Genomic DNA, 24,052 nt, shown 5'->3' with positions numbered 1-24,052 from the left:
GCCCGGCCCCGGCCGGAAGGGAACAAGCGGAGGTAATAGTGGCCAAGGCAGCACCGGCGGAACAGTTGAAGTTGCTCGAATTGCAGGGACTCGATGCGAAGCTCAAGTCCCTGTCCAACCGCCGCCTGGCCCTTGAAAGCGACTCCCGGATCACCGATCTTGAAGCCGCACTCAGTGTTGCCCACAGCGAGCTGGGTGGTGCGAAGATGGCCGTCCACGACGCCGAACTTGAGCTCAAGCGCGCCGAGGCGGACGTGGAGCAGGTGGCGTCCCGGATCGAACGCGACGAGGCGAAGCTCAACAGCGGCACCGGCCTGTCCAAGGACCTGGTTGCCCTGCAGCGTGACCTCGTCTCGCTGAACAAGCGGCGCTCGGACCTCGAGGACGTCGAGCTGGAGGTCCTGGAACGGCTGGACTCGCTCCGGCTGCGGCAGGCGGCCCAGCAGCAGATCGTCGATGACATCCAGGGCTCGTTCGGCGTCATCCGTGCCGAACTGGACGAGGCGCTCGCCGAGATCGCCGCCGAGGCCACCGTGGTCCGGGGACGCCGGGCCGGGTTCGCCGCTGACCTGGAGTCCGGCCTGCTCGCGGTCTATGAGAAGACCCTCGCCCGGCGCGGTGTCGGCGCGGCCCGGTTGTTCCACGGAACCTCCGAAGGCTCCGGCATGCAGCTCAGCCCGGGCGACCTGGCCGAGATCAAGGCCGCGGCCGAGGACGACATCGTGTTCTGCCCGGATTCCGGCTGCATCCTGGTCCGCTCGGCCGAGTGGGTCTAGCCTCTTCCCAACTGACTCGCAGCAGTTGTCGTTCTGAGGGCTCAAAACGACAACTGCTGCGAGCTAGCTGGGCAGGATGATGTTGAGGGTGTGGGGCTTCCGGGCCGTGCCCTCGATGAGCTCCACGGTCCACTTCTCGGCCGCCGCCTTCTGCAGCTGTGCGGGGGTCTGCGGCGCCTTGCCGCGGCGCTGCAGCAGATGGCGTGCCAGCTCGCCGCGGGTGTGCTTGGCGAAATGGCTGACCACCTTGCGCACGCCGCCAGCCTCGGTGAAGACATTCACGGCAACCGTCTGCGCCGGCGGGGGAGTCCACGCCGCGGCGTAGGTGCTGGAGCGGCAGTCCACCAGCAGTTCGCCGGCGGTGGCGGCAGCAAGGGCGGCGTTCAGCTGCGGCTTCCAGAAGGGGGCCAGCCGTCCGACGTCGGGCAGCGCGGTGGCCATCGACAGCCGGTAGGCCGGCACCCGGTCCGCGAAGCGGATGGCGCCCCAGAGCGCGGAAACGACCAGCACGGACTCGTCGGCCTTCTTCCGCTGCGCCGCCGTGAGGGAGCCGTAGCCGAGAGCGTCATAGAGTACGCCGGAATACACCTGGTGTGCCGGGGCCGCCGGTTCGGCGTGCAGCCGGGTGTTGCGTTCGACGTCGGCCTTCAGCGACGCGCCGACGCCGAGCAGCGCCAGCGCGTCCTCGTGCGCGCTGACCGTCCCGAGGGCCTCCAGGACCTTGGCCCGGTACGTGGTGAGCCCGGGAAAGCTCAGGGAGGTCCAGTCGACGGAGTCGCCGCCGGCAGCGGGGGTCTTGCCCTCGGAGGGCGGCAGCAGAATCAGCACCGTTCGATCTTACCGGCGCCCGATCTTACCGGCGCCCGATCAGGCCAGGTGCCTGGCCAGGAAGGCAACGACATCGGGCAGGACCAGCCGCCAATAGCCGTCCTCGTGGCCGCCGGGCTGGAACCCTCCCTCGAGGGGGCCGGGGAGGCCGCTGACGTAGTCCTGGACCGTGGCGAGGAGCGCGTCGTCGGTGCCGCAGTCGATCCGTTTGGGCAGCGGTGCCAGCTCCGGCCGGAGCGCGAAGACGTCATTGGCCGCGAAGTCCTCGGGACTGTCGAAGGCATCCTCCAGGCTGGAGTCGTAGTCGCCCGAGACGGCGGGGCTCATGGCGGCGACAGCCCGGAGCCCGGGGATCTTTCCCTGCGAGGCCAACAGCAGCACACCGAAACCGCCCATGGACAGGCCCAGAAGGCCGAGGTTGCCGGTGTCGAACCCCTGCCCGGCGAGGAGGGGGATGAACTCGGCGAGCAGCATCGACTGGGTGTCGGTACCGTCCGCGCGCGGGTGCCACCACGTGTCGGCACCGTCCACGGCTGCGATGGCGAAGGGCAGTCCGCCCTCAGCGAGGTGCCGCTGCAGGACAGCCTGGGCGCCGAGGACGTCGAAGATGAAACGGTTGCTGCTGCCGGTGCCGTGGAGGAACACCGCCACGGGAAGCTTGTGCTGCCCGGCCGGGCCGGAAAGCAGCGGCGCGGCCACCGACCATTCCGTGGCGACGCCGGGCCGGAAGTCCGAGACAAAGGACCCGGTCCTGAATTCCAGCTGCGTACCCGTCTCCTCCGACGCCTCAGGCCCGTCCGGAGCGGCTGCGGGATCGGCCGACGGCGTCCCGGTCATCCCGTCAGGCTGTTGGGCTGCAGTTGTGGTTGCCGTTCCGGCCTCCGGCCGGCTTTCCGCGGGCGCACACGCGTCCAGTGTGGCGGCGCCCAGCAGCCCGGCTCCGAGCTCCAGTATCCGCCGGCGACCAAGCAACGGCCCTTTCATGGTCTGATCATAGACATCGGGGCCGCCCGGCACACGGGTAGTTCCTACCCGCCGTCCTACGCGGCCTTGATCGGAGTGGCGGAGGCCGACGCCGCTGTCTGGGCGGTCTGGGCCGCCTGGGTCTCGCGCGCGAGGAAGGCGGCGAGCTCCGCAATGGTGCTCATGAGCGGCGCAGGGAAGACGACCGTAGTGTTCCTGTCCACGCCGATCTCCACGAGGGACTGAAGATTCCGCAGCTGCAGGGCCAGCGGGTGGGCCATCATCGTGTCGGACGCCTCTCCGAGGGCTGCCGCCGAGATGGCTTCGCCCTGGGCGGCGATGATCTTGGCCCGCTTCTCGCGTTCCGCCTCCGCCTGGCGGGCCATGGCGCGCTTCATGCTGTCTGGAAGCTGGATATCCTTCAGCTCCACCAGCGTGACCTGGACTCCCCACTCCAGCGTGAGGGCATCCAGAATCTCCCGGATGTCAGTGTTGATTCGCTCGGTTTCGGACAGCGTCTGGTCCAGGCTGTGCCGGCCCACCACCTTGCGCAGCGTGGTCTGGGCGATCTGGTTGATGGCCGCCGCCACGTTCTCGATCGCGACCACCGACTTCACGGCATCGACAACGCGGTAGTAGGCCACGGCGGAAATATCGACGCTGACGTTGTCCTGCGTGATGATGCCCTGCGACTGGATCGGCATGGTCACGATCCGCAGGCTGACGAGCGGGAGCTTGTCGATCACCGGAATGATGAAGCGCAGACCGGGCAACCTCACCCCGATCACCCTGCCAAGCCGGAAGAGGACGCCCTGCTCATACTGGCGGACGATCCGGATGGACATCCGGGCCAGCGTCAGCAGCAGTACGACGACGACAATGAGGACGACGATGCCGGTGAGGTCCATGCGGATCACTTCCCTTGTGCAACCGGAAGCCGGGGACTGGCCTGCCCCGTTCCTGGTTCCATTGTCCCACCAGGGACGCCAAATGGATCCGGTGATAGCCCGCCTCCGGGGACCGTAGAATGGACTGCGGATGGGTTGACCAGGCGGCCGCGCGTCACTCAAGTGGCTCGAGGAACGTCCGGGCTCCGCAGGGCAGGGTGGTGGGTAACGCCCACTCGGGGTAACCCGCAGGACAGTGCCGCAGAGAACAGACCGCCTGCCTGCCGCCGGTGCTTGCACAGGCTGCAGGGCAGGTAAGGGTGAAACGGTGGTGTAAGAGACCACCAGCTTCCCGGGTGACCGGGAAGGCTAGGTAAACCCCACCCGGAGCAAGGCCAGACAGGGCACGTTTGAGGGCTGCCCGCCCGAGTGTCCGGGTAGGCCGCTGGAGGGCGCCGGCAACGGCGTTCGTAGATGGATGGCCGCTACTCCCGCGCCGGTAACGGCGCGGGAACACAGAACCCGGCGTATCGGTCAACCCATCCACCCAAAGCCGCGGAATTTCGCGTGATCTGGGCGTTTGCCCGGTCGTTATTTCGGGGTGTCCCGGGCAGGTTCTTAGCCGTATTTAGCCACTTAAACCGAATTGTGGTGGAACTGTTTGCCCCGCATTCCGGAGTTCGGTGACCCGGCGTATCGGTCAACGCATCCAGCCACTTAGCCCAAGTGCATTTGCCGTGACAACGTCCACGGGTCGTCGGTGAAAACGCCGTCGGCGCCCTCTTGACGGAGCCGGGACGCGGTGGCTTCGTCATTGACTGTGTAGGGCCACACTTTCAATCCGGAGGCTTTCAGCGTGAGCAGATACGTGCCGCTGATGCTCTTGTGGGGGCCGACGTACTCTATACCCGTTGCGCGGATCGCTGCCGCATCGGGTTCCTCCCCTTCGTTCAGCAGGTATAGGGTATGGAGCCCTGACTTGGCCGGCGACTCGGCCGTGGTGAAGCTGAACGTCTGTACGATCACGCTGTCGAGGGCACCCTTTGACCGGATAGGCCTGGCGAAGCCGCTCACATCCATGGTCCCGTCTTTCAGCTCCGGGACGAGTACGTTCCGGCCGCCATAGGCGTCGAGCATGGCCTGCCACGTGGTGGGCGTGCCCTCGGCGCCGCCCCGCGGGTTCTTGATCCGTGCCGACTTCCATTGGTCCAAACTGATCCCCGCAGGAAGGCCCGTCACGCCGGCCATGGTCCGGTTGACGGTGGCGTCATGCAACGGCACCAGGGTGCCGTCCTGGAGTTGCCGCAGATCCGTTTCGATCGGGAACTTCGTCCTGCTCACGGCGTCAAAGGCTTCCTGCGACGATTCCGGGTAGACCAAGGCGCCGCCCCGGTGAGCCACCAGGGTAAAGGTCGACGCCGGTGCGGTCCGCTCCGCCGCGGCGCAGCCGGTACACAGCACCAACCCGAGCAGGAGAGCCGCAATCTTGATCATCGTCCCAGCGTAGCGGCGGGCTGTGCGGACCGGGCAACGGCATGCAACCATCCCGCGGCTCCACCTGCGCGTATGTGAGTCATTTCACGCCGGGCCGTGCACCGGCCGCCGCGGCGCCGCCCTAGAATGGATGGTGAACGTAGAAGTTCTCCCGCCGGGTCTGCGTTCGCAGCCGGCGGTTTTTCTTTGCACTTCATGCAGGCGCCCGGGGTGGACCGAATCCCCGCCGGCGGCCAGGTTCCCGGACACCCTCCGGCGGCCGACTTCCATATACGCGGACGTATGTGGTGGATTTTAGGAAGGTAGTTCTGTGAGCCAGACATCAGATTCTTGTCTTGATACGTGGATGGGCCGTGAGGCGCTCGCCGAGGCCATGATTCCCCTCATCGGCCGGTTGTACCGCGAGAACAACGTGGTGACTTCCATCCACGGCCGTAGCCTGATCAACAAGTCCACTATGAACATCCTGAAGGCGCACCGTTTCGCCCGCCGGATGAGCCACGAAGAGCTGCGCCTCGAAGAGACCGCCCCTCTCCTGGAGGCCCTGACGAAGCTGGAACTGGGCGCGGCAGCCATCGACGTCGCCCGGCTCACCGAGAAATACCGGGCCGAAGGCAACGGCGCCACGCTGGATGAATTCCTCCGCGAGGAACTCGCCGAGGTCGTGGGCAAGCGCGGCGGCGACGACCGCACCGGCACCGACGTCGTCCTTTACGGCTTCGGACGCATCGGCCGGCTCCTGGCCCGCCTCCTGATCGAAAAGGCCGGTGGTGGCCACGGCCTGCGGCTCCGCGCCATCGTGGTCCGGCGCGGCTCGGACAACGACCTGACCAAGCGCGCCAGCCTGCTGCGCCGCGACTCCGTCCACGGACCCTTCGAGGGCACCATCAAGGTGGACCTCGAGAACGACACCATCACCGCCAACGGTGTCCAGATCCAGGTCATCTACTCGGACAACCCCGCCACGGTGGACTACACCGCCTACGGCATCCACGACGCGCTGATCGTCGACAACACGGGCCGCTGGCGCGACGCCGAGGGACTGTCCCGGCACCTGCAGAGCAAGGGCGCCTCCCGCGTGCTGCTCACCGCTCCGGGCAAGGGCGATCTGAAGAACATCGTGCACGGCATCAACCACCGCGCGATCACCGACTCCGACAAGATCGTCACCGCGGCCTCCTGCACCACCAACGCCATCACCCCCGTGCTGAAGGCGATCAATGACCGCTACGGCGTCGTGCACGGCCACGTGGAGACGGTCCACTCCTTCACCAACGACCAGAACCTGATCGACAACTTCCACAAGGGCGAACGCCGCGGACGCTCGGCCGCCCTGAATATGGTCATCACCGAGACGGGTGCCGCCAAGGCCGTCGCCAAGGCCCTGCCGGAACTCCAGGGCAAGCTCACGGGCAACGCCATCCGCGTCCCCACCCCGGACGTCTCCATGGCCATCCTGAACCTGAGCCTCGAAAACGGCACCAGCAAGGACGAGGTCAACGACTACCTGCGGGAAATGTCGCTGCACTCGGAGCTGCGCAAGCAGATCGATTACATCGATTCGCCCGAGGTTGTCTCCACGGACTTCGTCGGCTCCCGCCGGGCAGGCATCGTTGACGGCCTTGCCACCATCTCCAGCGACAAGAACCTCGTGCTGTACGTCTGGTACGACAACGAGTTCGGCTACAGCTGCCAGGTGGTCCGCGTCATGGAGGAAATAGCCGGCGTGAACCCGCCGTCCTTCCCCGCCAAGGACGCGGCCTCGGTCCTGGTCGCCGCGGGCCTGGCCGCCGACGCCTGATTGCCGGGCCTGATTACCAGGCCTGCAGGCTCTGGCAGCGGCAGCCACACCGCACGTCCCTGACCGGGACTTATTTACCCTTTCCCGGCCGATGCACTGGAATCGGCCGGGAAAGGGAACCACAATGGAGCCATGGAACAGAACCCGGTTGTGGAGCACGAAACCACCCTCGAACACGCGCTGGACGTCGCGCGGCAGAACGCGAAGGAAGCCAAGCGCCTCCTCGACGATGCCCTCGCCAAGCGTGACGCCGATGAGATCGACGACGCCAGGGTCAACCAGCTGCGGGAGCTGCTGGACATCGCCAACGAAGACCTGAGGCGCGTGACCAGGGAGCAGTAGCTCCGCCAGCTGTCCTCCACAGTGTGGATAACACCGTCAGTGTCGCAGCCTTGGCCTAGGCTTTGGGGGTGCAGCAGGAAATAGCCCACCGGACAGCTTCATGAGCGTTACCTGGACCGCGTTCCGGCGCGCCCGCAGGCGGTCCCGCCAGGCCTGGGCCCTGTTGGCCATGGCATTCGTCGTCGTGGCCGGAGGCCTCGGCTGGTTCTTCACCGCCGGCCAGTTCGCCGCGGCGGAACCCCAGGCCACGGGCCCCGCCGACGCACCCGTGCTGGCCGCCGGGTGGATGAGAGCCGTGGCCCCCGTCCGGGCGGTGCCGCGGGGATCCGCAATGGCCGCGCTGGAAACCCTCGCCGTCAAGGGACGTGCCGCCCAGGACAATTATGATCGCAGCGCGTTCGGCCAGGCCTGGCTGGACGTGGACCGCAACGGCTGCGATACGCGCAACGACATCCTCCGCCGTGACCTGGCGGACGCCGAATTTGCCGAGGGTTCGCGCTGCCGGGTGGCCGCAGGGACGTTCCGGGAACCGTACACCGGCCGCGGAATCGTCTTCCGCAGGGGAGCGGAGAGCAGCAAGGACGTGCAGATCGACCATGTCGTGGCCCTTGGCGACGCCTGGCAGAAAGGCGCGCAGCAGCTCACGGCGGAGCAGCGCCAGCACCTGGCGAACGATCCATTGAACCTGATCGCAGTGGACGGCCCTGCCAACCAGGACAAGAGCGCGTCCGACGCCGCCGCCTGGCTGCCGCCGAACAAGGCCATCCGGTGCCACTATGTGGCCCGGCAGATCTCCGTCAAAGCGGCGTACCGGCTGTGGGTGACCCCGGCGGAGAAGGAAGCGATGAAGCGGGTCCTGGGTTCCTGCCCGCAGCAGCAGACCATTGTTCCCTGAGCCTGTCCCGTGGCCAGGCACCTCCCCGATGCCCGGGTTTATTGACACCGGGGATTCCGGGGTCTAGGACTGGGCGTGTCAGGTACAGCCAACGAATCTAGGAGCAGACATGGCTTCCACCGCATACGGAGTTGTGCACTTTTTCCCGGGGGGAACCAAGGAGCAGTACGAGGCGTCAATCGCCGCGGTCCATCCAGGCGAAGGCCGCCTGCCGGAGGGGCAGGTCTTCCACGCCGCCGGCGCTTCCGCCGGGGGCTGGACGATCATGGCGGTCCACGACTCGAAGGAGAGCTGGGAGAAATTCAGCAACGAGATCCTCGTGCCCCGGATGCAGGCGGGCATCGAGGGCGGGTTTACCTCCCAGCCGGAGGAGACCGTCATCGACCTGTATAAGGTGATGCCATAGGACGGGGTGCCCGAGCGGGCGTCGCGGGGTGCGCGGTCCGGCGGTCAGTGCCCGAACGGGTCCGGATCCACGCCCGGCATCCAGGTCAGCCCCGGGACGCCCCAGCCGCTGTTCCTGGCCTGCTTCATGGCCTTGCGGGCGTAGCGGTCGATCAGCCGGTTGATGTAGAGCTTGCCGTCCAGATGGTCGTACTCGTGCTGGATCACGCGGGCGAACCAGTCGGTCGCCTCGAAGTCCACCGGCTGGCCGTAGCCGTCAAAGCCCTGCACCCGGGCCCACTCGGCACGCTTGAGCGGGTACTGCCCGCCGGGGAAGGACAGGCACCCCTCCACTTCCTCGTCCGGGTCCGGCAGCGCGCCGGAGATTTTGGTCAGGGTCAGGACCGGGTTGACGACGGCGCCGGCGGGCGGGGCGCCGTCGTCGTTCTCGTACTTGTAGATGAAAAGCCGCTTGCCCACCCCGACCTGGGGCGCGGCCAGGCCGACGCCGTTGGCGGCGTCATTGGTTTCGAACATGTCCGCGATCAGGGTGCGCAGTTCGTCGTCGAAGACTTCGACTTCGGCGGCCCGGCGGTGCAGTACGGGCTCGCCCCAGATCGTGATCGGCAGGACGGTCATATCAGTTGGTACCTCGGTGCTGTCGGCAGCTTGTTGTGTGGCGGTCAGCTGGCGATGGTGCGGCCGACGACGTCGCGCATGATTTCGTTGGTGCCGCCGAAGATGGTGAGCAGCCGGGCGGCGAGGTAGGCCTGGGCCACCGGGTATTCCATGATGTAGCCGTAGCCGCCGTGCAGCTGGAGGCAGCGGTCCGTCACCGATTTGGCCCGCTCGGAGGCCCACAGCTTGGCGCGAGCGGCAGAGCCGGCGTCGAGTTCGCCGGTATTGAAGGCAAGGATTGCCTGGTCCACGTAGGCCTCGGTGACCTCGACCTCGGTGAGGATGTCGGCGAGTACAAAGCGGCTGTTCTGGAAGTCGATGATCCGTTCACCGAAGGCGTTGCGCTCCTTCGTGTAGCGGACGGTCGCCTCGTAGACGGCGCGGACGACGGCGGAGCTCGCCACGGCGATCGCCAGGCGGCCCTGGGGGAGCTGCTCGGCGGCGTACTGCAGGCCCCTGCCCTCCTCGCCCACCAGATCGGCGTGCGGTACGCGGACGTTGTCGAAGAACAGCTCGGCGGTGTCGGAGGCCTTCAGGCCCATCTTGTCCAGCTGCTTGCCGGTGTTGTACCCGTCGCCCTTCTGCACCATGAACAGCGAGAAGGAGTCGTGGCTGCCGCGGCCGGTGCCGCCGTCGGTCCGGGCCAGGACCAGGGAGGCGTCCCCGGAGATGCCGTTGCCGATGAAGGTCTTCTGGCCGCTGATCAGCCAGTCGCCGCCGTCGCGCACGGCCTTGGTGCGGATGCCGCGCAGGTCCGAGCCGGCGCCGGGTTCGGTCCAGGCGACCGAGGTGACTTTCTCCCCGGAGACCATGCCCGGCAGCCACCGGGACTTGAGGTCCTCGGAGCCGTAGGCCAGCAGGTGGGGGAGGACCAGATCGTCGTGCAGGTGGAAGGCGAGGCCGACGGCGAGGTGGTTGCTCCTGGCAAATTCCTCGTCCAGCACGGCGCGGAAGCGGTAGTCGTCCATGCCCATCCCGCCGAACTCCTCGGGAACGGCCAGGCCCAGCAGGCCCTGCTCGCCGGCCGCAGTCCACAGGTCCCGGGACATCATGTGGTCCGTGTCCCACCGGGCGTAATGCGGGGCTACCGCACGCGCGTTGAACTCGGTGGCGATCCCACGGAACATCTCGTGGTCTTCTTCAAAGAGCCTGCGCTGCATGGCGGTTCCTTCCATTGACAGTTCCCGGACGGGAACAGCGGGAGACGGCGGACACTGGACAGACAACAAAGGCCGCACCGGATATCCGGTACGGCCTTTGTGCAAGGTCGGACAATCACTGCCGTCCTTCATGAGGGTGAGCGACGGGGGTTGAACCCGCGACCTCCTGGACCACAACCAGGCGCTCTGCCAACTGAGCTACGCCCACCATGTGCCTCGGCATGCCCTCCGGCGGACCGGCTGGCTGGAAAGGCAACGACAAATAGCTTACCTGTTGTTCGGGGGTGGTTTTGCCACTTTTGGGAAATTCGCCAAAATTTCCGCAAAACGTGGTGCAGATCACGTTCCCGGGCGGCCCGGGATTACTCGGCGGGAGCCTGGACGGGGGCTGCGGCGGCCTCGGCCGGTACTGCCGCGGCGCCCATGACCTGCTTCGCGATCCGCTGCGCCGTGGCGCTGTCCGGTCCGGGGGCGGGGACAAAGACCGCCTCGCGGTAGTAGCGGAGTTCGTCGATGGAATCCCTGATGTCGCCGAGGGCTCGGTGGCCGCCAAGCTTGGCGGGGGACTGGAAGTAGGCGCGGGCGAACCAGCGCCGGGAGAGTTCCTTGATGGTGCTCACATCGATGACGCGGTAGTGCAGGTGCTCCACGATCTCCGGCATGTCACGGACGAGGAAGACCCGGTCCGTTCCCACCGAGTTGCCGCCCAGCGGCGCCTTCCTGGCATCCGGCACCCATTTCTTGATGTACCCCAGCACCGCCGCCTGCGCCTCGGCCATGGTCTTGCCCTGCGGAAGCTCCGCGAGCAGCCCAGACCTGGTGTGCATGTCGCGGACGAAGTCGTTCATCTGGGCCAGCGCGGCGTCGTCCGGCTTGATGACGACGTCGACGCCGTCCCCCAAAATATTAAGTTCCGAGTCCGTCACCAGGGCAGCGACCTCGATGAGGGCGTCGTTCACGGTGTCCAGGCCGGTCATTTCGCAGTCGATCCAGACGATGCGTTCATTAGATATAGGCACCAGCACAGCCTACCGTTTCGCCGCCCGGGAGCCGCCCGGTGCTAGGATTTCGGGTACGCGGCCGTCGGAATTTTTCGTCATCGCTGCATGCCCCGGCCCCGATCCGTCGGCCTGCTGAGGGCGGAACATGCCCCACAACAGATTGGACGATCCTGACATGACGGCGCCTGTGCCTGCGGCGGCGACGACAGCTGCCGGTACGTCCCCAACAGCTGCTGGTGCCGGACCAGCAGCAGTTCCTGCTGAGGTGGACAACGCACGTTCCCCCATCCTGTCGGGGTTCCTGGGGTCACTGTTCATGGCGATCGGATCGCTCGGCGTCGGCTGGCTTGCCCCGGTGTCCGAGCTCCGCCGGGTTCCCCTCTTCATCTGGATGCGCACCGAAGCCGTCGGCGTGGCCCTGTGCATCGTGCTGCTCGCCGTCGGCGGCATGCTGCTGGTCCGGGCCTGGCTGCGGCTGGGCCAACGGGTGCGCGTCTGGGGCGCGGACGCCCGCAAAGCGACGCTCCAGGCCGTGGTGGCCTGGGGCCTGCCGCTGATGTTCTCCGTCCCGCTGTTCAGCCGGGACGTCTATGCCTACATCGGCCAGGGCCGCCTGATGGTGGAAGGCTTCAACCCGTACGAAAACGGCATCTCCGCGCTGTCCAACTACTTCCAGCTCGGCGCCGACAAGATGTGGACCGAGGCGCCCGTCCCGTACGGGCAGCTCTTCCTCTGGATCGAACAGCTCGTGGTCTGGTCCACCAACGTGCACCCGGAAGCCAGCATCATGCTGTTCCGCCTCGCCGCGCTGGCCGGCATCGTGCTCTGCGTGATCTACGTGCCCAAGCTCGCCGAACTCCATGGCGTCAACCCGCACCGGGCCTTGTGGCTGACCGCCGCCAACCCGCTGTTCCTCACCAACTTCATCGCCAGCGTCCACAACGACGCCCTCATGATCGGCCTGGCCCTGGCCGGCCTCTACTACTGCGCGACCAGGCGGGTCATCTTCGGCATCGTGCTTGTCACCCTGTCCATCTCGGTCAAGCCCATCACGATCGTCTTCCTGCCGTTCATCGGCCTGCTGTGGGCAGGCAAGAACGCGGGCTGGCCGCGGAAGATCCTCTTCTGGGGACTCACCGCCGGGATCAGCCTGGCGCTGCTGTACGCCATGAGCCGGGTCAACGGCTTCGGCTTCGGCTGGATCAATGGGCTCTCCGCCCCGGGCAGCATCTGGATCTGGTACGCGCCGGTCGGCCTGCTCGGCCTGGTGGTCGCCTCCATCTCCAACGCCTTCGGACTCGACGGCTGGGGACTGGCCAAATGGGTTTACGACGCCGGCAAGCTGCTCGCCGTCGGGATCGTCGCCTGGCAGATCTTCCGCGGTGACCACGACCGCCTGATGCGCCGCCTCACCCTGGCGTTCGCCGCCGTCGTGCTCCTGGCCCCGATGATCCAGTCCTGGTACATCGTCTGGCTCATTCCGCTGTTTGCCGTCACGGGCATCCGTGACGACTGGCAGGTCAAGGCGCTCTACTTCATCGTGTCCTTCTTCATGGTGTACGCGATCTCGGACCAGCTGGACGTGTTCCCCTACCTCCAGACCGCCGACCTCGGCCTGGCCCTTGCCCTGGCCCGCAACGCCGCCGCCATCATCGCCCTGCTGTTCGCCCTGTACCTGATCTTCCTGGATCCGCGGACCAAGCTGCTGTTCAGCAAATCGGACGAACCGGTCACCACCCGCCCGGTCATCTGAGCCGCCGGCGCCGGTCCTTTGGCCGGGTCAGGCCGGCAGGTTGCGGACGGCTTCCCGACGTGACAGGGGGCTGAGGCCTTCGCCGTGCCGCCGCACGAACGCGCGGACCCAGCCCGGATCCGTCCTGGCGTAGTCGCGCAGCGCCCAGCCGATGGCCTTCCGGATGAAGAATTCCGGGTCCGCCACGTTGGCCTCGATGACGGCTGCCAGCAGTGCCGTGTCCGTCGCGGATTTCGCGCCGAGCTGGGCCGTGATGGAGGCCCGCCGGATCCACAAGTCCGGATCGGTGCTCCAGCGGCGCAGGACAGGGGCCATTTCCGCCGGGTGCGCCTGCAGCAGCCCGCGGAGCCGGTGCGCCACCCCATCCACCAGATCCCACCAGGCGCCGCTGCGGATGATCTCCTCGTAGACCGCCAGCATGCCCAGCTGGCCAGCGGCCAGCTTGAGGCCGGTGAGGTCGATGGCCGCGTACCGTTCCTCGCGCCACGTCGCATCGCGCCACAGTTCCAGCACCGTGGCCTTCAATTCGTCGACAGTGTTCGGAGGCAGTCCGGCGGCCGCGGTCTTGACGATCCGGCGGACCTCCGGCACCCGCACGCCGAGGGACGGCATCTCCGACTTCAGGTAGGCCTGCGCCCACGCCGCCCGGACCGGATCCGCGGCGGCCTGCAGTCCGGAGCGGACCGCGGTCATCAGTGCTGTGTTGGCCATGGTGCCACTGTAGACACCGGCGGGCGGGCCCTAGAGTTGATGGCAGCAGGCCGCCGGTCCGCGTCGGAAGGAAGACCCATGTCCATGATCAAGAGTCCAGCCGAGATCGCCCTCATGCGCGAGGCGGGCCGGGTGGTAGCGAACACGCTGGCGAAGGTCCGGGAGGCGTCCGCCGTCGGGGTGTCCCTGAAGGAACTGGACGAGCTGGCCGCGGCGTCGATTTCCGACGCCGGGGCGACCCCCGCCTTCCTGAACTACCGGCCGCGCTGGGCAGCCGTGCCGTTCCCGGGCGTGATCTGCACAAGCGTCAATGACGCCGTCGTGCACGGCATCCCCGACGACTACCGGCTGCAGGACGGGGACCTGCTCAGCGTCGACTGCGGCGCCTTCCTCGAAGGCTGGTGCGGGGACGCGGCCGTCAGCTTCATCGTGGGCACCGCGGACCCGGTGGACCAGGCGCTGATTGACGCCACGGACGCCGCCCTGGCCCGCGGCATTGACGCCGCCCGGATCGGGAACAAAATGGGCGACCTGGGCTACGCGATCGGCGGCGCAGCCCGCCGGGCCGGCTACGGCCTGCTCGCGGACCACGGCGGCCATGGAATCGGAAAAACCATGCACGCCGAGCCGCACGTCCCCAACGACGGGCGGCCCGGCCGGGGCATCAAGCTGACCGAGGGGCTGGTAATCGCCATCGAGCCGATGCTGATCCTGGGCGGCAAGGATGACTACTTCCACGACGACGACGAATGGACCCTCCGCTCGGCGAACGGCCGCCGGGCGGCGCACAGCGAACACACCGTCGCCGTCACGGCCGACGGGCCCCTCATCCTGACCCTGCCCTAAGGGGCGGGACATCCGCCCGCGGCCGCTTTCAAGCCGGGGCTGGCCTCAGCGGCGGCCGGCCGTCTTCACCCTCTGGCGGTGGGCTGCAAGCCGGAGCTGGATGATGCGCGCGGCCCCGGCAATGGCGACCAGCACCCCGCCGCCCACGGCCGCAATGAGCAGGGCGACGCCGAGGGAGACGGCGCCTTCCAAGCCGAAGAACTTTACCCTGACGGAGTCCTGGTTCTGCAGGATGAAGGCGATGAGCAGGATCAGCACGACGAGGGCGCTGGCGACCGCCGCCCAGACCATGCCTGCACGGGTGACCTGATGGTGTTCGGGGCCGGCAGCACCTGTCGGCCCCGACCTCCCTGCCGGCGGAGGTGTATCCACCGTTCCGCCTCGCCCGGCGGCGGGTTCGGATCCGCCGGCCGGGGCCTGTGTGTTCGTTCCGTCTATGTTCGTTCCGTCGGGGCCGTAGCCGGGTGCGGGGGAGGCCGGGCCCCCGGAGGGCCGGTGTCCAGGCTGCGGGGTCACGCCGGGAATATCGGGCCCGGTTTCACGGGGTGTCTCGGTCATGGCGGCAATTTCCTCTCAAGGGTCGTCCCGCGTGGACTCGGGTACCGACGGCCAGCGGGCCTATGCGAATTTTAGACCTCGGGACGCCGGCGCGGACAGCGCATCTCCGGCTGTTGGCACGGGCCCGGGCACGGTATAACGTCTCAGCCAAGGGATGCCTTGCGGAGGAGGCCCGCTGCCATGACCATCGTGGACAACGCCGTGTACGTGGACGGTCGCCGGACCGCGGACCCGGAGGGTCTGGAGGAGACCTTTTTCATCTTGCGGCAGCGCCAGGGCATGGCCTGGATCGGGCTTTACCGGCCGGACGCGGAGGAGCTGCGCTCGGTGGCTGAGGAATTCGACCTGAGTCATCTCGCCGTCGAGGATGCGCTCGCCGGCCATCAGCGGGCGAAGCTCGAACACTACGGCGAAACGCTCTTCCTGGTGCTGCGCCCCGCCCGCTATCTGGATGATCTGGAAAAGGTTGAATTCGGCGAGATCCACGTCTTCGCCGGGGCGGACTTTGTCGTCACCGTCCGCCGTGCCGAATCACCGGATCTGGCTCGGGTCCGCCGGCGGATGGAATCCGAGCCCGAATTCCTGTCGCTCGGCCCTGCGGCTGTGCTCTACGCGATTGTGGACCAGGTGGTGGACGAGTACGAACCGGTTGCCGCCGGGCTGGAGAACGACATCGACGAAATCGAGGACGAGCTCTTCGCGGCGGATCCGGGCGTGTCCCGCCGGATCTACGAACTCTCGCGCCAGGTCATCATGTTCCAGCGCGCCACAGCGCCGCTGGCCGCCCTCCTGCAGGCGCTGATGGTCGGGTCCCCGGACCAGAAGCCCGCCCCCGAACTGCAGGACCACTTCCGGGACGTCCTGGACCACGTCCTGCGGCTGAACGACCGCATTACTGCCTTCCGCGCCCTGCTGCAGAATGCGCTGGCCGTCAACGCGGCGCTGGTGGCCCAGCGGCAGAACGACGAGATGCGCCTCCTGACGGAATCGAGTATCGCCCAGAACGAGGAGGTCAAAAGGATCTCGTCCTGGGCCGCCATCCTGTTTGCCCCGACCCTGATCGCGTCGATCTACGGAATGAATTTCCGCGCGATGCCCGAACTGGAGTGGTTTTTCGGCTACCCGATGGCCCTGGGCCTCATGGTCGCCATGGGCCTGGTGCTGTACTGGACGTTCAGACACAACAAGTGGATCTAGGCTTTGGCCGCCGGGCCGGCGGCCCCATGCGGGGGGATCGCGGCTCTGGCCTGCGGAACGTCCCGGCAGGCCAGAGCCACGTTCTGGTGCCCCAGGAGGGAATCGAACCCCCGACCGGCGGATTAGAAGGCCGCTGCTCTATCCCCTGAGCTACTGGGGCACGTCGGCGTGCCGGCCGGCTGCTGCCGGGGACGCCAGAAGAAGTTTACAGTGTTCCGCGGCCGACGGCGGTCAGGCAGCACGGCGGCCTGTCCTGCGGACCCGTCCCCAACACCTCCTTTGTGCTGGGGTTATATGCGGGGTTATCCACATGGAGCAGCCGGTACCTCGCGGCGTACGCCCCGCGGGATGAAGCTGGACATGCCTGCTAAGGGCACGACAATTCGAGACAGGACATGAGAATGAGTGACAACATCACGGTCCGTGGCTTCGTCGCCTCGGAGATCAGGAGTTCCACGACACCCGGCGGCGTGGCCACGGCGTCGTTCCGCCTCGGTTCCACCGAGCGGCGCTATGACCGCACCTCCAGCACCTGGATCGACGGAAACACGAACTGATTGATAGTTCCACGTGGTGCTATGACCTTAGGCGCGTTCTGAGGCCGTCTATATGTAGGTAGTCTGGATTTCCCTCCTTGATCGAGCTGATTTTCGCCAGCGCAATCTGTGACATGCCGTGCAGCTCGTCCACGATGTCGCCAAGTGATGCGCTATGGGAGAGTACCCAAAACTCGCTCGTTTCCGGGTCTATCCGCCTGAAGTTGGTCATGGTGTGGTCTAGGCCTTTGACGCCGATCAAGTGTGGAGGTCCGACAGTGCGGTCCGCGAAGACTCTTGGACCGAAGAGGAGCCGAGCATCAAGGCGTTGGTCAATGTGTTCAAGTGAGTTTCGAACGGTTCTGGACCGAATAAGTGACTTGTCTGTTGCCTTCAGGAGCTTTCTAAGCATCTTCGCTCTTGCCTTGGCATGAAGCTTGAGATCCGCCCACTGCTCGTCGCTTATGTGCTCATACTCTCGTGGCTTTTGCGGCTCCGTGTCGATCCAAAGAAACTGATTCACGATTGCGGCAGCCGAGAGGATGCCTTGTCCAGCAGCGAACATCTGATCAAAGGGTGCTCGCCCGCGTGCGCCTTTTTGCAAGACCTTGCCAGCAGACATGTAGTTGTCGCAATGAGTCTCCGCAGCCTCCGTCTGGTTCACGATTTCGGTCAAATAGTGCATCAGGTGCCATTCAGATATTTCGGTCATGCGACAAACGTACCCACCGGCCCTGCCTCTCACGAGCCAGGGCCGGTTTGTTCATCACCAGCCCTGTAACCAGCACAGCGGGCATTGCCCGTGAAGACAACCCACACCCCGACATTCTGGGGCTATGGCGCGCTGCTGTCGCGGCGCTAAGCCGCCCTTAGATTCCAGCGATTCGAGCTGCAGCAGCGGCCTGAACGATGAACTCAAAGGTCTTGGTGAGTGGTGCAGCGCGAGAGCTACGACTTGTCCCAAACAGCTCGCCGGCCCAAGTTTTCCACATGGTGAGCTTTGGCCCTCCCGCTGGGCGTACGCCTGTCTGAAGCTGGAATTGCCGACATAGGCAGAACACATCGAGACAGGACAGAAGAATGAGTGACAACATCACGGTCCGTGGCTTCGTCGCCTCGGAGATCAGGAGTTCCACGACACCCGGCGGCGTGGCCACGGCGTCGTTCCGCCTCGGTTCCACCGAGCGGCGCTATGACCGCACCTCCAGCACCTGGATCGACGGAAACACCAACTGGTTCACGGTACAGGGCTACCGGCAGTTGGCCGGAAACATCGGCTGCAGCATCAAGAAAGGCCAGCGCGTCATCGTTGTCGGCCGGCTGAAGATGCGGAGCTGGGAGAAGGACGGCCGGATCTACCATGTGGCGGAGATCGATGCCGAGTCCGTGGGCCACGACCTCATGTGGGGCTCCGCGAATTTCACCCGCATGGTCAGCGTCGGTAGCCAGAGCGCCGCCGCACAGCCGGCCACCGCCGCCGCGGACGATGACACCGACCCCGGGCAGTTGCCGCCGGGCGACGGGCAGGACAACGACGGCGGGGAGGCTTCGCACACCGTCTTCGTCGACGACGCCAGCGGCGAGGTGGAGGAGGTCGACGAGGAGACCGGCGAACTGAAGGGGGTGGCGGCCTGATACGGACAACCCTGGTACCCCAGCGCTCGCCGCCCCGGGCACGCCGGGCACGCCGGGCACGCCGGAACCTCGGAGCGGGGCCGCCCATGGCAGAATTGCCGGGTGATGCGAGCCAGGAATGACAGTGACCGGACGGCCTTCCTTCCCGCCGGGGGCAAGCGATGCGCTGCGGGGTTCCGGTCCGCCGCTTCGCTCGGTGTTCTGGTCCTGGTGCTCGCGTCGGCGGCCGCCTGCTCGCCGCCCTCCGGCGCAGGCAGCGGGTCAGCGGCCCCGGCATCCACCCAGGCCTCCCTGCCCGCCGGCTCCGGCACGCAGCCGTCGCCGGACCCGGCCCACACCGCCGCCCAGGCACCCGCCCAGGCCCCCTTGGCCGCCGGGTCCGGGACCCAGCCCGCGCTCGACCTGGCCACGGCCGCCGCGAAAGCCCGGGTCGAAGCGGCGTTGAGTGGTGCCGTCGCCGGCGGGGCAAAGCCCGGCACGGACCGTGCCCGGGCCGCGCTCACCGACGCCGGCTTCACCTCCGGACAGCAGGAAGTCACCGCGAGCAGGACCCCCACGGGCCTGGACGCCGATGCCGTCGAAGCCGCGGTGAAGGTGGGCAGTGACTGCGTTGTTGCCCAGCTCCGGACGGGCAGCGTTACGGTCAGTGTCCTTCCGGTGCTGGCAGGCGGCCGGTGCCTGGTGGGCACACCGGTCTGAGACTCCCGCAAGGTGTCCGGCTGCCGCCGCGCATCGGGGCCTGCCGGAATATGAGTTATCCGTGCCGAGCCACTAGATTTGTAGCCATGGCGGAATTTATCTACACAATGACCAATGCGCGTAAGTCCGTTGGCGAAAAACTTATCCTCGATGACGTGAGCATGTCCTTCTTCCCGGGGGCCAAGATCGGAGTTGTTGGGCCGAATGGTGCCGGTAAGTCCACCATTCTCAAGATCATGGCAGGCCTGGACACCCCCACGAACGGCGAGGCCCGGCTGAGCCCCGGCTACACGGTGGGCATCCTGCTGCAGGAGCCGCCGCTGAACGAGGAGAAGACCGTCCTGGGCAACGTCCAGGAAGGCGTCGGGGAGATCATCGGCAAGATCCAGCGTTTCAACGCCATCTCCGAAGAAATGGCCAGCCCCGACGCGGACTACGACGTGCTCCTCGACGAGATGGGCCAGCTCCAGGAAGCCATCGATGCCGCCGACGCGTGGGACCTCGACTCCCAGCTGGAACAGGCCATGGACGCCCTGCGGTGCCCCCCGGCTGACGCCGACGTCACACTGCTCTCCGGCGGTGAGCGCCGCCGCGTGGCGCTGTGCAAACTCCTGCTGCAGAAGCCGGACCTGCTGCTGCTCGATGAGCCCACCAACCACCTCGACGCCGAAAGCGTCCTCTGGCTCGAGCAGCACCTCACCAGCTACGCCGGTGCCGTCCTCGCCGTCACCCACGACCGGTACTTCCTGGATCACGTGGCGCAGTGGATCGCCGAAGTCGACCGCGGCCACCTCTACCCCTATGAGGGCAACTACTCCACCTATCTGGAGAAGAAGCGCGCCCGCCTGGAAGTCCAGGGCAAGAAGGACGCCAAGCAGGCCAAGCGGCTCACCGAGGAACTCGAGTGGGTCCGGTCCAACGCCAAGGGACGCCAGACCAAGTCCAAGGCCCGCCTGGCCCGCTACGAGGAAATGGCTGCCGAGGCGGACCGCACCCGCAAGCTCGACTTCGAAGAGATCCAGATCCCGCCGGGACCGCGCCTGGGCGGCCTGGTGCTGGAAGCGAAGAACCTGCAGAAGGGTTTCGAGGACCGCACCCTGATCGACGGGCTGTCCTTCACGCTGCCCCGCAACGGCATCGTGGGCGTCATCGGCCCGAACGGCGTCGGCAAGACCACGCTGTTCAAGACCATCGTCGGGCTGGAGCCCCTCGACGGCGGCGAACTGAAGATCGGCGACTCCGTCAAGATCTCCTACGCCGACCAGAGCCGCGGCGGCATCGACCCGAACAAGACCCTGTGGGAGGTCGTGTCCGACGGGCTGGACTACATCCAGGTCGGCCACGTCGAAATGCCGTCCCGCGCCTATGTCGCCGCGTTTGGCTTCAAGGGCCCTGACCAGCAGAAGAAGGCCGGTGTGCTCTCCGGCGGTGAGCGGAACCGCCTGAACCTGGCCCTGACCCTGAAGCAGGGCGGTAACTTGCTGCTCCTGGACGAACCGACTAACGACCTCGACGTCGAGACGCTCAGCAGCCTCGAAAACGCCCTGCTCGAATTCCCGGGCTGCGCCGTCGTGGTCTCGCACGACCGCTGGTTCCTGGACCGGGTCGCCACCCACATCCTCGCTTATGAAGGCGACGAGGCCAACCCCTCCCAGTGGTACTGGTTCGAAGGCAACTTCGAGTCCTACGAGGAGAACAAGGTTGAGCGGCTGGGCCCCGACGCGGCCAAGCCGCACCGGGTGACCCACCGCCGCCTCACCCGCGACTGAGCCCGCCCGCCGCGGAAGCAGCGGCCCGCAGCCGCGAGCGCAGAAGGCCGGCTCCCCTCAGGGGGAGCCGGCCTTCTGCATGCAAGCCGCTGGTGCGGCGTCAGCTGCGCCCGGCCCCGGCCCCGGCCGGCCAGGCCCGGCGCAACCGGCGCTTCAGGACCTCGACCGCAGGGCTCCGGCCACCTCGTCCTTGACCTCAGCGGGGACGCGGATCATGCCTTCCTGGGCCACCGTGGCGACATGCAGGCCTTCCCGGCTGAAGATCCTGCCGGTGGCCAGCCCGCGGGCGCCCTGCGCGCTGGGGGACTCCTGGACGTAGAGCAGCCATTCGTCCACCCGGACGGGACGGTGCCACCACATCGCGTGGTCCAGGCTTGCCACGGACATGCCCGGGGTAACCCAGCTCATTCCGTGCTTGCGGAGGATGGACTCCAGCAGCGTGTAGTCACTCGCATAGGCCAGGGCAGCGCGGTGCAGGTCGGGGTCATCCGGCATGGGCCCGAAGGTCTTCATCCACACGGCGTTGCGTGCTTCCTTGCGGCCCGTCGCCGAGACATAGAGCGCCGGATCGACATGGCGGATGTCAAAGGGCCGTTCGAAGGCCCACTCCCGTGCCACCGGATGGTCGAAAGTCCCCAGCAGGTCCGCGGTGCTGGGCAGCGACTCCGGATCCGGGATGCCGGCCGGCATCTCTGACTGGTGTTCGACTCCCTCGTCCTCGTCCTGGAAGGACGCGATCATCGACAGGATGGGCATGCCCTCCTGGTAGGCGTGGACCCGCCGCGCCGAGAAGGAGCGGCCGTCCCGCAGGCGCTCGACGCCGAAGGTGATGGGCTCGTTGGTATCGCCGGGACGCAGGAAGTAGCCGTGCATCGAATGCACCTTGCGCCCGGCATCCACCGTGCGCATGGCCGCGACGAGTGACTGCGCCAGGACCTGTCCGCCGAAAACACGCTGCCGGAGCTGTTTTTGGGACGGGCCCATGAAAATGTCCTCATCGGTGCGGGCGCCCTGGAGTTCTCCGAGGTCCAGGAGTTCGATGAGCATGGAGGTGGGGTCCTGGGCAGGCAGGCCCTGCAATCCGGCGTCGGCTTCAGTCATGGTTCGACTCTAGACGTCCCCCGGGCACCACCCCAAGGAGGCGCAACCGGTAGAGTCCATATTGTGTCTGATGTCCTCACCCTGCCCCTGAAGTTCACCGATCCCAGCGACCTTGCCGACCTGCGCACCTTTGCCACCCGCGCCAGGTCCATCGACGACGGCGCCATCCGGCTCCAGGCGTCCGGCCCGGTGCTGGCCGCCTACGTGTGCGTGCTCCGGCCCCGCCTGCTGGGGGAGTCCACGCCCACCATCCTCGGGCTGCGGACCATGGCGCTCGCGCAGCCGGCGGACACGGATGTGACCGTGCCGATCTCCGCGGTGCTGGACCGGCTGGCGCGTGCGGGGCAGAACGACGTCGAACTGCCGCTGCCGCCGGTCACCGTCGCCGAGTCCTGGGCCGGGATCGGGGCGCCCCGGAGCGGCTGGGAGCTGCTCGGCAGCCTGCAGGACACCGTGTTGCGGCAGGCCGCGGAGGCCGGCATCGCCGAGGTCGCGGCGATCATTCCGGACAAGCCTGGCGCCCTGGTCGTCAACAACGCCCGGGCCACGGTCTGGGGCAGGGGCCTGCCCGACGCCGGGGGGCTCCCGTCAGGTGCCGCCTTCGCGGCCCTCACCCTCGGGTTCCTGGCCGACGGCGAGCAGCAGCTGTACCGCGCCGGCCGCTGGTTCCGGCTCAGCGGACCCCGCGGGCACGTCCTGGCCAGGACCGGCTCCGGTCTCTGACCCGGAGGCCTGCTCAGGCCTCGGAGGGGCTGTTCACCATGGACAGGGCTGCCCGGTCCATGTAGTCCCAGAGGGTCCCTTCGTACAGCGGCGGGAGCGCAAGGGCATCCACCGCGTCACGCATGTGGTGCAGCCAGCGATCCTTGGCCTCGGGCGTGACCCGGAAGGGCACGTGGCGCATCCGCAGCCGGGGGTGCCCGCGCTCCTCGCCGTACGTCGTGGGGCCGCCCCAGTACTGCTCCAGGAACATCAGGAAGCGGCGCTTGGCCGGCGCGAGGTCCTCTTCCGGGTACATGGCCCGCAGCAGCGGATCCGCCGCGACGCCGTCGTAGAACACGTCGACGAGCTTCACGAACGTCTCGTGGCCGCCGACGGCGTCGTAGAAATTGTCCGTGTAGCCGGGCTGGCTGAACGGATCGTTCTGCATCAGTTGCCTGGGCTGCCGGGGTTCGCCGGCGCTGGGGGTCGTCATGGCTATTCTCCGGCCTGTTGCTGGGTGGCGGTTCCGGCGTCGGTGGTGGCCGCCGGTTCGTCCGTGGGAGGGATGTAGGTGCCTTGGGAACGGTTGCCGACGCGCAGGATTTCCCCGTTGCGCAGGTACCAGACCGTGCCGTCCTCGGCCCTGACCCGGGTGATGCGCAGGCCCATGGCCTCGACCGTGCCCACGACTTCGGACGTTTCGATGACGTCGCCGATCCCGTACTGGTCCTCGATGGTGATGAAGATGCCGGCCAGGAAGTCCCGGATGAGCTGCTGGGCGCCGAAGCCGATCGCCACACCGAGGATTCCCACGCTGGTCAGCAGCGGCGCGATGTCCACATTCAGGTTCTTGAACACGTAGATGATGGTGATGACGGCGATCAGGACGCCGACGATGCTGCTGAGCAGCGAACCGATCGTGTGGGCCCGCTGGACCCGGCGTTCGTGGTCCAGGGCGCGGAGGGCAGGCGCCGCCCAGCGGAAGTGCGGCTTCTTGAAGAACTTGGTGCCCGCGGCGACCCGTTTCGTGATCCCGGCGATCAGGAAGGAGGCCACGAGCCAGATGCCAACGCCGACCCCGATGCTGATCAGGAGTCCGGGCACATTGATCACCGAGATGTCCGGCGGCGTGATGGGCGTGATCGGGGTGGTCGAAAACGGGCTGTACATCGGCGGGGGTGCTCCTCACTGCTGCGCTGGCTGCCGGCCGGCAGGGGTGGAACGGGAGGTGGGGCGGGCGGCCGGACCGCTGGCCGGCATTCGCCGGGCGCATGGGACTCATAAGACTCTTGATCTTCCACATTAGCGCCGTCGCGGGCCCCGTGCGCACCCGGGC

At 67.1% G+C, this 24,052-nt stretch carries 25 protein-coding genes, 2 tRNA genes, 1 other RNA gene and 1 pseudogene; 14 read left to right on the top strand and 15 right to left on the bottom strand.

Going from position 1 to position 24,052, the window contains the following annotated elements; translation table 11 throughout:
* Positions 1 to 38: 38 nt before the first annotated feature.
* A complete protein-coding gene (locus J9611_RS06865) occupies positions 39 to 776 on the top strand; it encodes a zinc ribbon domain-containing protein (RefSeq protein WP_211878795.1) in 738 nt (245 codons plus the stop codon).
* Positions 777 to 839: 63 nt separating this feature from the next.
* Here the strand turns inward: J9611_RS06865 and J9611_RS06860 are convergent, their stop codons facing one another.
* From J9611_RS06860 to J9611_RS06850, 3 genes are read right to left on the bottom strand one after another with little or no spacing between them, the layout of a single operon-like run.
* Complete coding sequence (locus J9611_RS06860) at positions 840 to 1,604, bottom strand: YaaA family protein (protein ID WP_211878794.1); 765 nt, start codon at positions 1,602 to 1,604, stop codon at positions 840 to 842.
* Positions 1,605 to 1,643: 39 nt separating this feature from the next.
* Positions 1,644 to 2,588: an alpha/beta hydrolase gene (locus tag J9611_RS06855; protein WP_211878793.1), complete on the bottom strand. Its 945-nt coding sequence runs from the start codon at positions 2,586 to 2,588 to the stop codon at positions 1,644 to 1,646.
* Positions 2,589 to 2,644: 56 nt separating this feature from the next.
* Positions 2,645 to 3,475 carry a slipin family protein gene (locus J9611_RS06850; protein WP_211878792.1) on the bottom strand — a complete coding sequence of 277 codons (831 nt, stop codon included), beginning with the start codon at positions 3,473 to 3,475 and terminating at the stop codon, positions 2,645 to 2,647.
* Between the two features lie 131 nt (positions 3,476 to 3,606).
* Between J9611_RS06850 and rnpB the strand changes: the two genes are divergently transcribed.
* Positions 3,607 to 4,000: RNase P RNA component class A (gene rnpB, locus J9611_RS06845), an RNA gene on the top strand.
* 171 nt (positions 4,001 to 4,171) lie between these two features.
* On the opposite strand, the gene J9611_RS06840 is transcribed toward rnpB, so the two are convergent.
* Positions 4,172 to 4,948: a glycerophosphodiester phosphodiesterase gene (locus J9611_RS06840; protein ID WP_211878791.1), complete on the bottom strand. Its 777-nt coding sequence runs from the start codon at positions 4,946 to 4,948 to the stop codon at positions 4,172 to 4,174.
* 310 nt (positions 4,949 to 5,258) lie between these two features.
* Between J9611_RS06840 and J9611_RS06835 the strand changes: the two genes are divergently transcribed.
* From J9611_RS06835 to J9611_RS06820, 4 genes are all read left to right on the top strand, one after another.
* Positions 5,259 to 6,749, top strand: coding sequence for a glyceraldehyde-3-phosphate dehydrogenase (locus J9611_RS06835; RefSeq protein WP_211878790.1), 1,491 nt, complete (start codon positions 5,259 to 5,261; stop codon positions 6,747 to 6,749).
* Positions 6,750 to 6,881: 132 nt separating this feature from the next.
* Positions 6,882 to 7,091: a hypothetical protein gene (locus J9611_RS06830; protein ID WP_211878787.1), complete on the top strand. Its 210-nt coding sequence runs from the start codon at positions 6,882 to 6,884 to the stop codon at positions 7,089 to 7,091.
* Between the two features lie 100 nt (positions 7,092 to 7,191).
* The gene (locus tag J9611_RS06825; RefSeq protein ID WP_211878786.1) at positions 7,192 to 7,986 is read left to right on the top strand and encodes an HNH endonuclease family protein; all 795 of its coding nucleotides are present in this window, start codon (positions 7,192 to 7,194) and stop codon (positions 7,984 to 7,986) included.
* A gap of 109 nt (positions 7,987 to 8,095) precedes the next feature.
* The gene (locus J9611_RS06820) at positions 8,096 to 8,392 is read left to right on the top strand and encodes a hypothetical protein (protein ID WP_211878785.1); all 297 of its coding nucleotides are present in this window, start codon (positions 8,096 to 8,098) and stop codon (positions 8,390 to 8,392) included.
* 44 nt (positions 8,393 to 8,436) lie between these two features.
* On the opposite strand, the gene def is transcribed toward J9611_RS06820, so the two are convergent.
* The 4 genes from def to orn form a co-directional block, all read right to left on the bottom strand.
* Positions 8,437 to 9,009 (bottom strand): peptide deformylase, encoded by a 573-nt coding sequence (gene def / locus J9611_RS06815; protein WP_211878783.1) that lies wholly within the window; start codon positions 9,007 to 9,009, stop codon positions 8,437 to 8,439.
* Positions 9,010 to 9,053: 44 nt separating this feature from the next.
* On the bottom strand, positions 9,054 to 10,208 hold the full coding sequence (locus J9611_RS06810; RefSeq protein ID WP_211878850.1) for an acyl-CoA dehydrogenase family protein: 1,155 nt from the start codon (positions 10,206 to 10,208) through the stop codon (positions 9,054 to 9,056).
* Between the two features lie 135 nt (positions 10,209 to 10,343).
* A tRNA-His gene (locus tag J9611_RS06805) sits at positions 10,344 to 10,416 on the bottom strand.
* A gap of 154 nt (positions 10,417 to 10,570) precedes the next feature.
* A complete protein-coding gene (orn, locus tag J9611_RS06800; protein ID WP_211878782.1) occupies positions 10,571 to 11,227 on the bottom strand; it encodes an oligoribonuclease in 657 nt (218 codons plus the stop codon).
* 157 nt (positions 11,228 to 11,384) lie between these two features.
* Between orn and mptB the strand changes: the two genes are divergently transcribed.
* The gene (gene mptB, locus J9611_RS06795; protein WP_211878781.1) at positions 11,385 to 12,962 is read left to right on the top strand and encodes a polyprenol phosphomannose-dependent alpha 1,6 mannosyltransferase MptB; all 1,578 of its coding nucleotides are present in this window, start codon (positions 11,385 to 11,387) and stop codon (positions 12,960 to 12,962) included.
* Positions 12,963 to 12,989: 27 nt separating this feature from the next.
* Here mptB and J9611_RS06790 read toward each other — a convergent pair whose 3' ends face one another.
* Positions 12,990 to 13,673, bottom strand: coding sequence for a DNA alkylation repair protein (locus J9611_RS06790; protein ID WP_211878780.1), 684 nt, complete (start codon positions 13,671 to 13,673; stop codon positions 12,990 to 12,992).
* A gap of 78 nt (positions 13,674 to 13,751) precedes the next feature.
* Here J9611_RS06790 and map point away from each other — a divergent pair, with 78 nt between their 5' ends.
* On the top strand, positions 13,752 to 14,519 hold the full coding sequence (gene map / locus J9611_RS06785; protein ID WP_211878779.1) for a type I methionyl aminopeptidase: 768 nt from the start codon (positions 13,752 to 13,754) through the stop codon (positions 14,517 to 14,519).
* A 45-nt stretch (positions 14,520 to 14,564) separates the two neighbouring features.
* Here map and J9611_RS21765 read toward each other — a convergent pair whose 3' ends face one another.
* Positions 14,565 to 15,077 carry a LapA family protein gene (locus J9611_RS21765; RefSeq protein WP_246527464.1) on the bottom strand — a complete coding sequence of 171 codons (513 nt, stop codon included), beginning with the start codon at positions 15,075 to 15,077 and terminating at the stop codon, positions 14,565 to 14,567.
* 180 nt (positions 15,078 to 15,257) lie between these two features.
* On the opposite strand from J9611_RS21765, the gene J9611_RS06775 reads away from it, so the two are divergent.
* Positions 15,258 to 16,274: a magnesium and cobalt transport protein CorA gene (locus tag J9611_RS06775; RefSeq protein ID WP_211878778.1), complete on the top strand. Its 1,017-nt coding sequence runs from the start codon at positions 15,258 to 15,260 to the stop codon at positions 16,272 to 16,274.
* 84 nt (positions 16,275 to 16,358) lie between these two features.
* Here the strand turns inward: J9611_RS06775 and J9611_RS06770 are convergent.
* A tRNA-Arg gene (locus J9611_RS06770) sits at positions 16,359 to 16,434 on the bottom strand.
* A gap of 241 nt (positions 16,435 to 16,675) precedes the next feature.
* Here J9611_RS06770 and J9611_RS06765 point away from each other — a divergent pair.
* Positions 16,676 to 16,828: pseudogene (locus J9611_RS06765) on the top strand (single-stranded DNA-binding protein); the annotation flags it as partial.
* A gap of 22 nt (positions 16,829 to 16,850) precedes the next feature.
* Here J9611_RS06765 and J9611_RS06760 read toward each other — a convergent pair.
* Positions 16,851 to 17,522 (bottom strand): hypothetical protein, encoded by a 672-nt coding sequence (locus J9611_RS06760; RefSeq protein ID WP_211878776.1) that lies wholly within the window; start codon positions 17,520 to 17,522, stop codon positions 16,851 to 16,853.
* A gap of 368 nt (positions 17,523 to 17,890) precedes the next feature.
* On the opposite strand from J9611_RS06760, the gene J9611_RS06755 reads away from it, so the two are divergent.
* The 3 genes from J9611_RS06755 to ettA all read left to right on the top strand — a co-directional run bounded on the left by J9611_RS06755 (position 17,891) and on the right by ettA (position 20,913).
* Complete coding sequence (locus J9611_RS06755; protein ID WP_211878775.1) at positions 17,891 to 18,445, top strand: single-stranded DNA-binding protein; 555 nt, start codon at positions 17,891 to 17,893, stop codon at positions 18,443 to 18,445.
* A 105-nt stretch (positions 18,446 to 18,550) separates the two neighbouring features.
* On the top strand, positions 18,551 to 19,144 hold the full coding sequence (locus J9611_RS21760; protein WP_246527475.1) for a DUF6993 domain-containing protein: 594 nt from the start codon (positions 18,551 to 18,553) through the stop codon (positions 19,142 to 19,144).
* An 86-nt stretch (positions 19,145 to 19,230) separates the two neighbouring features.
* On the top strand, positions 19,231 to 20,913 hold the full coding sequence (gene ettA / locus J9611_RS06745; protein WP_211878774.1) for an energy-dependent translational throttle protein EttA: 1,683 nt from the start codon (positions 19,231 to 19,233) through the stop codon (positions 20,911 to 20,913).
* Positions 20,914 to 21,066: 153 nt separating this feature from the next.
* Here the strand turns inward: ettA and J9611_RS06740 are convergent, their stop codons facing one another.
* Complete coding sequence (locus J9611_RS06740) at positions 21,067 to 22,014, bottom strand: acyl-CoA thioesterase (RefSeq protein WP_211878773.1); 948 nt, start codon at positions 22,012 to 22,014, stop codon at positions 21,067 to 21,069.
* A gap of 63 nt (positions 22,015 to 22,077) precedes the next feature.
* Between J9611_RS06740 and J9611_RS06735 the strand changes: the two genes are divergently transcribed.
* Complete coding sequence (locus tag J9611_RS06735) at positions 22,078 to 22,737, top strand: DUF8185 domain-containing protein (RefSeq protein ID WP_211878772.1); 660 nt, start codon at positions 22,078 to 22,080, stop codon at positions 22,735 to 22,737.
* Between the two features lie 13 nt (positions 22,738 to 22,750).
* Here the strand turns inward: J9611_RS06735 and J9611_RS06730 are convergent, their stop codons facing one another.
* Entirely contained in the window at positions 22,751 to 23,209 is a 459-nt protein-coding gene (locus tag J9611_RS06730; protein WP_281414536.1) for a globin, read from the bottom strand.
* A gap of 2 nt (positions 23,210 to 23,211) precedes the next feature.
* On the bottom strand, positions 23,212 to 23,886 hold the full coding sequence (locus tag J9611_RS06725; protein WP_211878770.1) for a mechanosensitive ion channel family protein: 675 nt from the start codon (positions 23,884 to 23,886) through the stop codon (positions 23,212 to 23,214).
* Positions 23,887 to 24,052: the final 166 nt, after the last annotated feature.

It is taken from the genome of Pseudarthrobacter albicanus (assembly GCF_018224015.1).
Taxonomy (GTDB): Bacteria; Actinomycetota; Actinomycetes; order Actinomycetales; family Micrococcaceae; genus Arthrobacter; species Arthrobacter albicanus.
This window is presented reverse-complemented; position numbering and strand designations above follow the sequence as displayed.

Bases quoted from the DNA above. Each gene is read 5' to 3' on its own strand.
- mptB (WP_211878781.1), top strand. From the start codon at position 11,385: ATGACGGCGCCTGTGCCTGCGGCGGCGACGACAGCTGCCGGTACGTCC.
- J9611_RS06830 (WP_211878787.1), top strand. From the start codon at position 6,882: ATGGAACAGAACCCGGTTGTGGAGCACGAAACCACCCTCGAACACGCG.
- map (WP_211878779.1), top strand. From the start codon at position 13,752: ATGTCCATGATCAAGAGTCCAGCCGAGATCGCCCTCATGCGCGAGGCG.
- J9611_RS06775 (WP_211878778.1), top strand. From the start codon at position 15,258: ATGACCATCGTGGACAACGCCGTGTACGTGGACGGTCGCCGGACCGCG.
- J9611_RS06840 (WP_211878791.1), bottom strand. From the start codon at position 4,948: ATGATCAAGATTGCGGCTCTCCTGCTCGGGTTGGTGCTGTGTACCGGC.
- J9611_RS06740 (WP_211878773.1), bottom strand. From the start codon at position 22,014: ATGACTGAAGCCGACGCCGGATTGCAGGGCCTGCCTGCCCAGGACCCC.
- J9611_RS06820 (WP_211878785.1), top strand. From the start codon at position 8,096: ATGGCTTCCACCGCATACGGAGTTGTGCACTTTTTCCCGGGGGGAACC.
- J9611_RS06855 (WP_211878793.1), bottom strand. From the start codon at position 2,588: ATGAAAGGGCCGTTGCTTGGTCGCCGGCGGATACTGGAGCTCGGAGCC.
- ettA (WP_211878774.1), top strand. From the start codon at position 19,231: ATGGCGGAATTTATCTACACAATGACCAATGCGCGTAAGTCCGTTGGC.
- J9611_RS06790 (WP_211878780.1), bottom strand. From the start codon at position 13,673: ATGGCCAACACAGCACTGATGACCGCGGTCCGCTCCGGACTGCAGGCC.
- J9611_RS06730 (WP_281414536.1), bottom strand. From the start codon at position 23,209: ATGACGACCCCCAGCGCCGGCGAACCCCGGCAGCCCAGGCAACTGATG.
- J9611_RS06850 (WP_211878792.1), bottom strand. From the start codon at position 3,475: ATGGACCTCACCGGCATCGTCGTCCTCATTGTCGTCGTCGTACTGCTG.
- J9611_RS21760 (WP_246527475.1), top strand. From the start codon at position 18,551: ATGCGAGCCAGGAATGACAGTGACCGGACGGCCTTCCTTCCCGCCGGG.
- J9611_RS21765 (WP_246527464.1), bottom strand. From the start codon at position 15,077: ATGACCGAGACACCCCGTGAAACCGGGCCCGATATTCCCGGCGTGACC.
- J9611_RS06760 (WP_211878776.1), bottom strand. From the start codon at position 17,522: ATGACCGAAATATCTGAATGGCACCTGATGCACTATTTGACCGAAATC.
- J9611_RS06810 (WP_211878850.1), bottom strand. From the start codon at position 10,208: ATGCAGCGCAGGCTCTTTGAAGAAGACCACGAGATGTTCCGTGGGATC.
- J9611_RS06725 (WP_211878770.1), bottom strand. From the start codon at position 23,886: ATGTACAGCCCGTTTTCGACCACCCCGATCACGCCCATCACGCCGCCG.
- def (WP_211878783.1), bottom strand. From the start codon at position 9,009: ATGACCGTCCTGCCGATCACGATCTGGGGCGAGCCCGTACTGCACCGC.
- J9611_RS06825 (WP_211878786.1), top strand. From the start codon at position 7,192: ATGAGCGTTACCTGGACCGCGTTCCGGCGCGCCCGCAGGCGGTCCCGC.
- J9611_RS06755 (WP_211878775.1), top strand. From the start codon at position 17,891: ATGAGTGACAACATCACGGTCCGTGGCTTCGTCGCCTCGGAGATCAGG.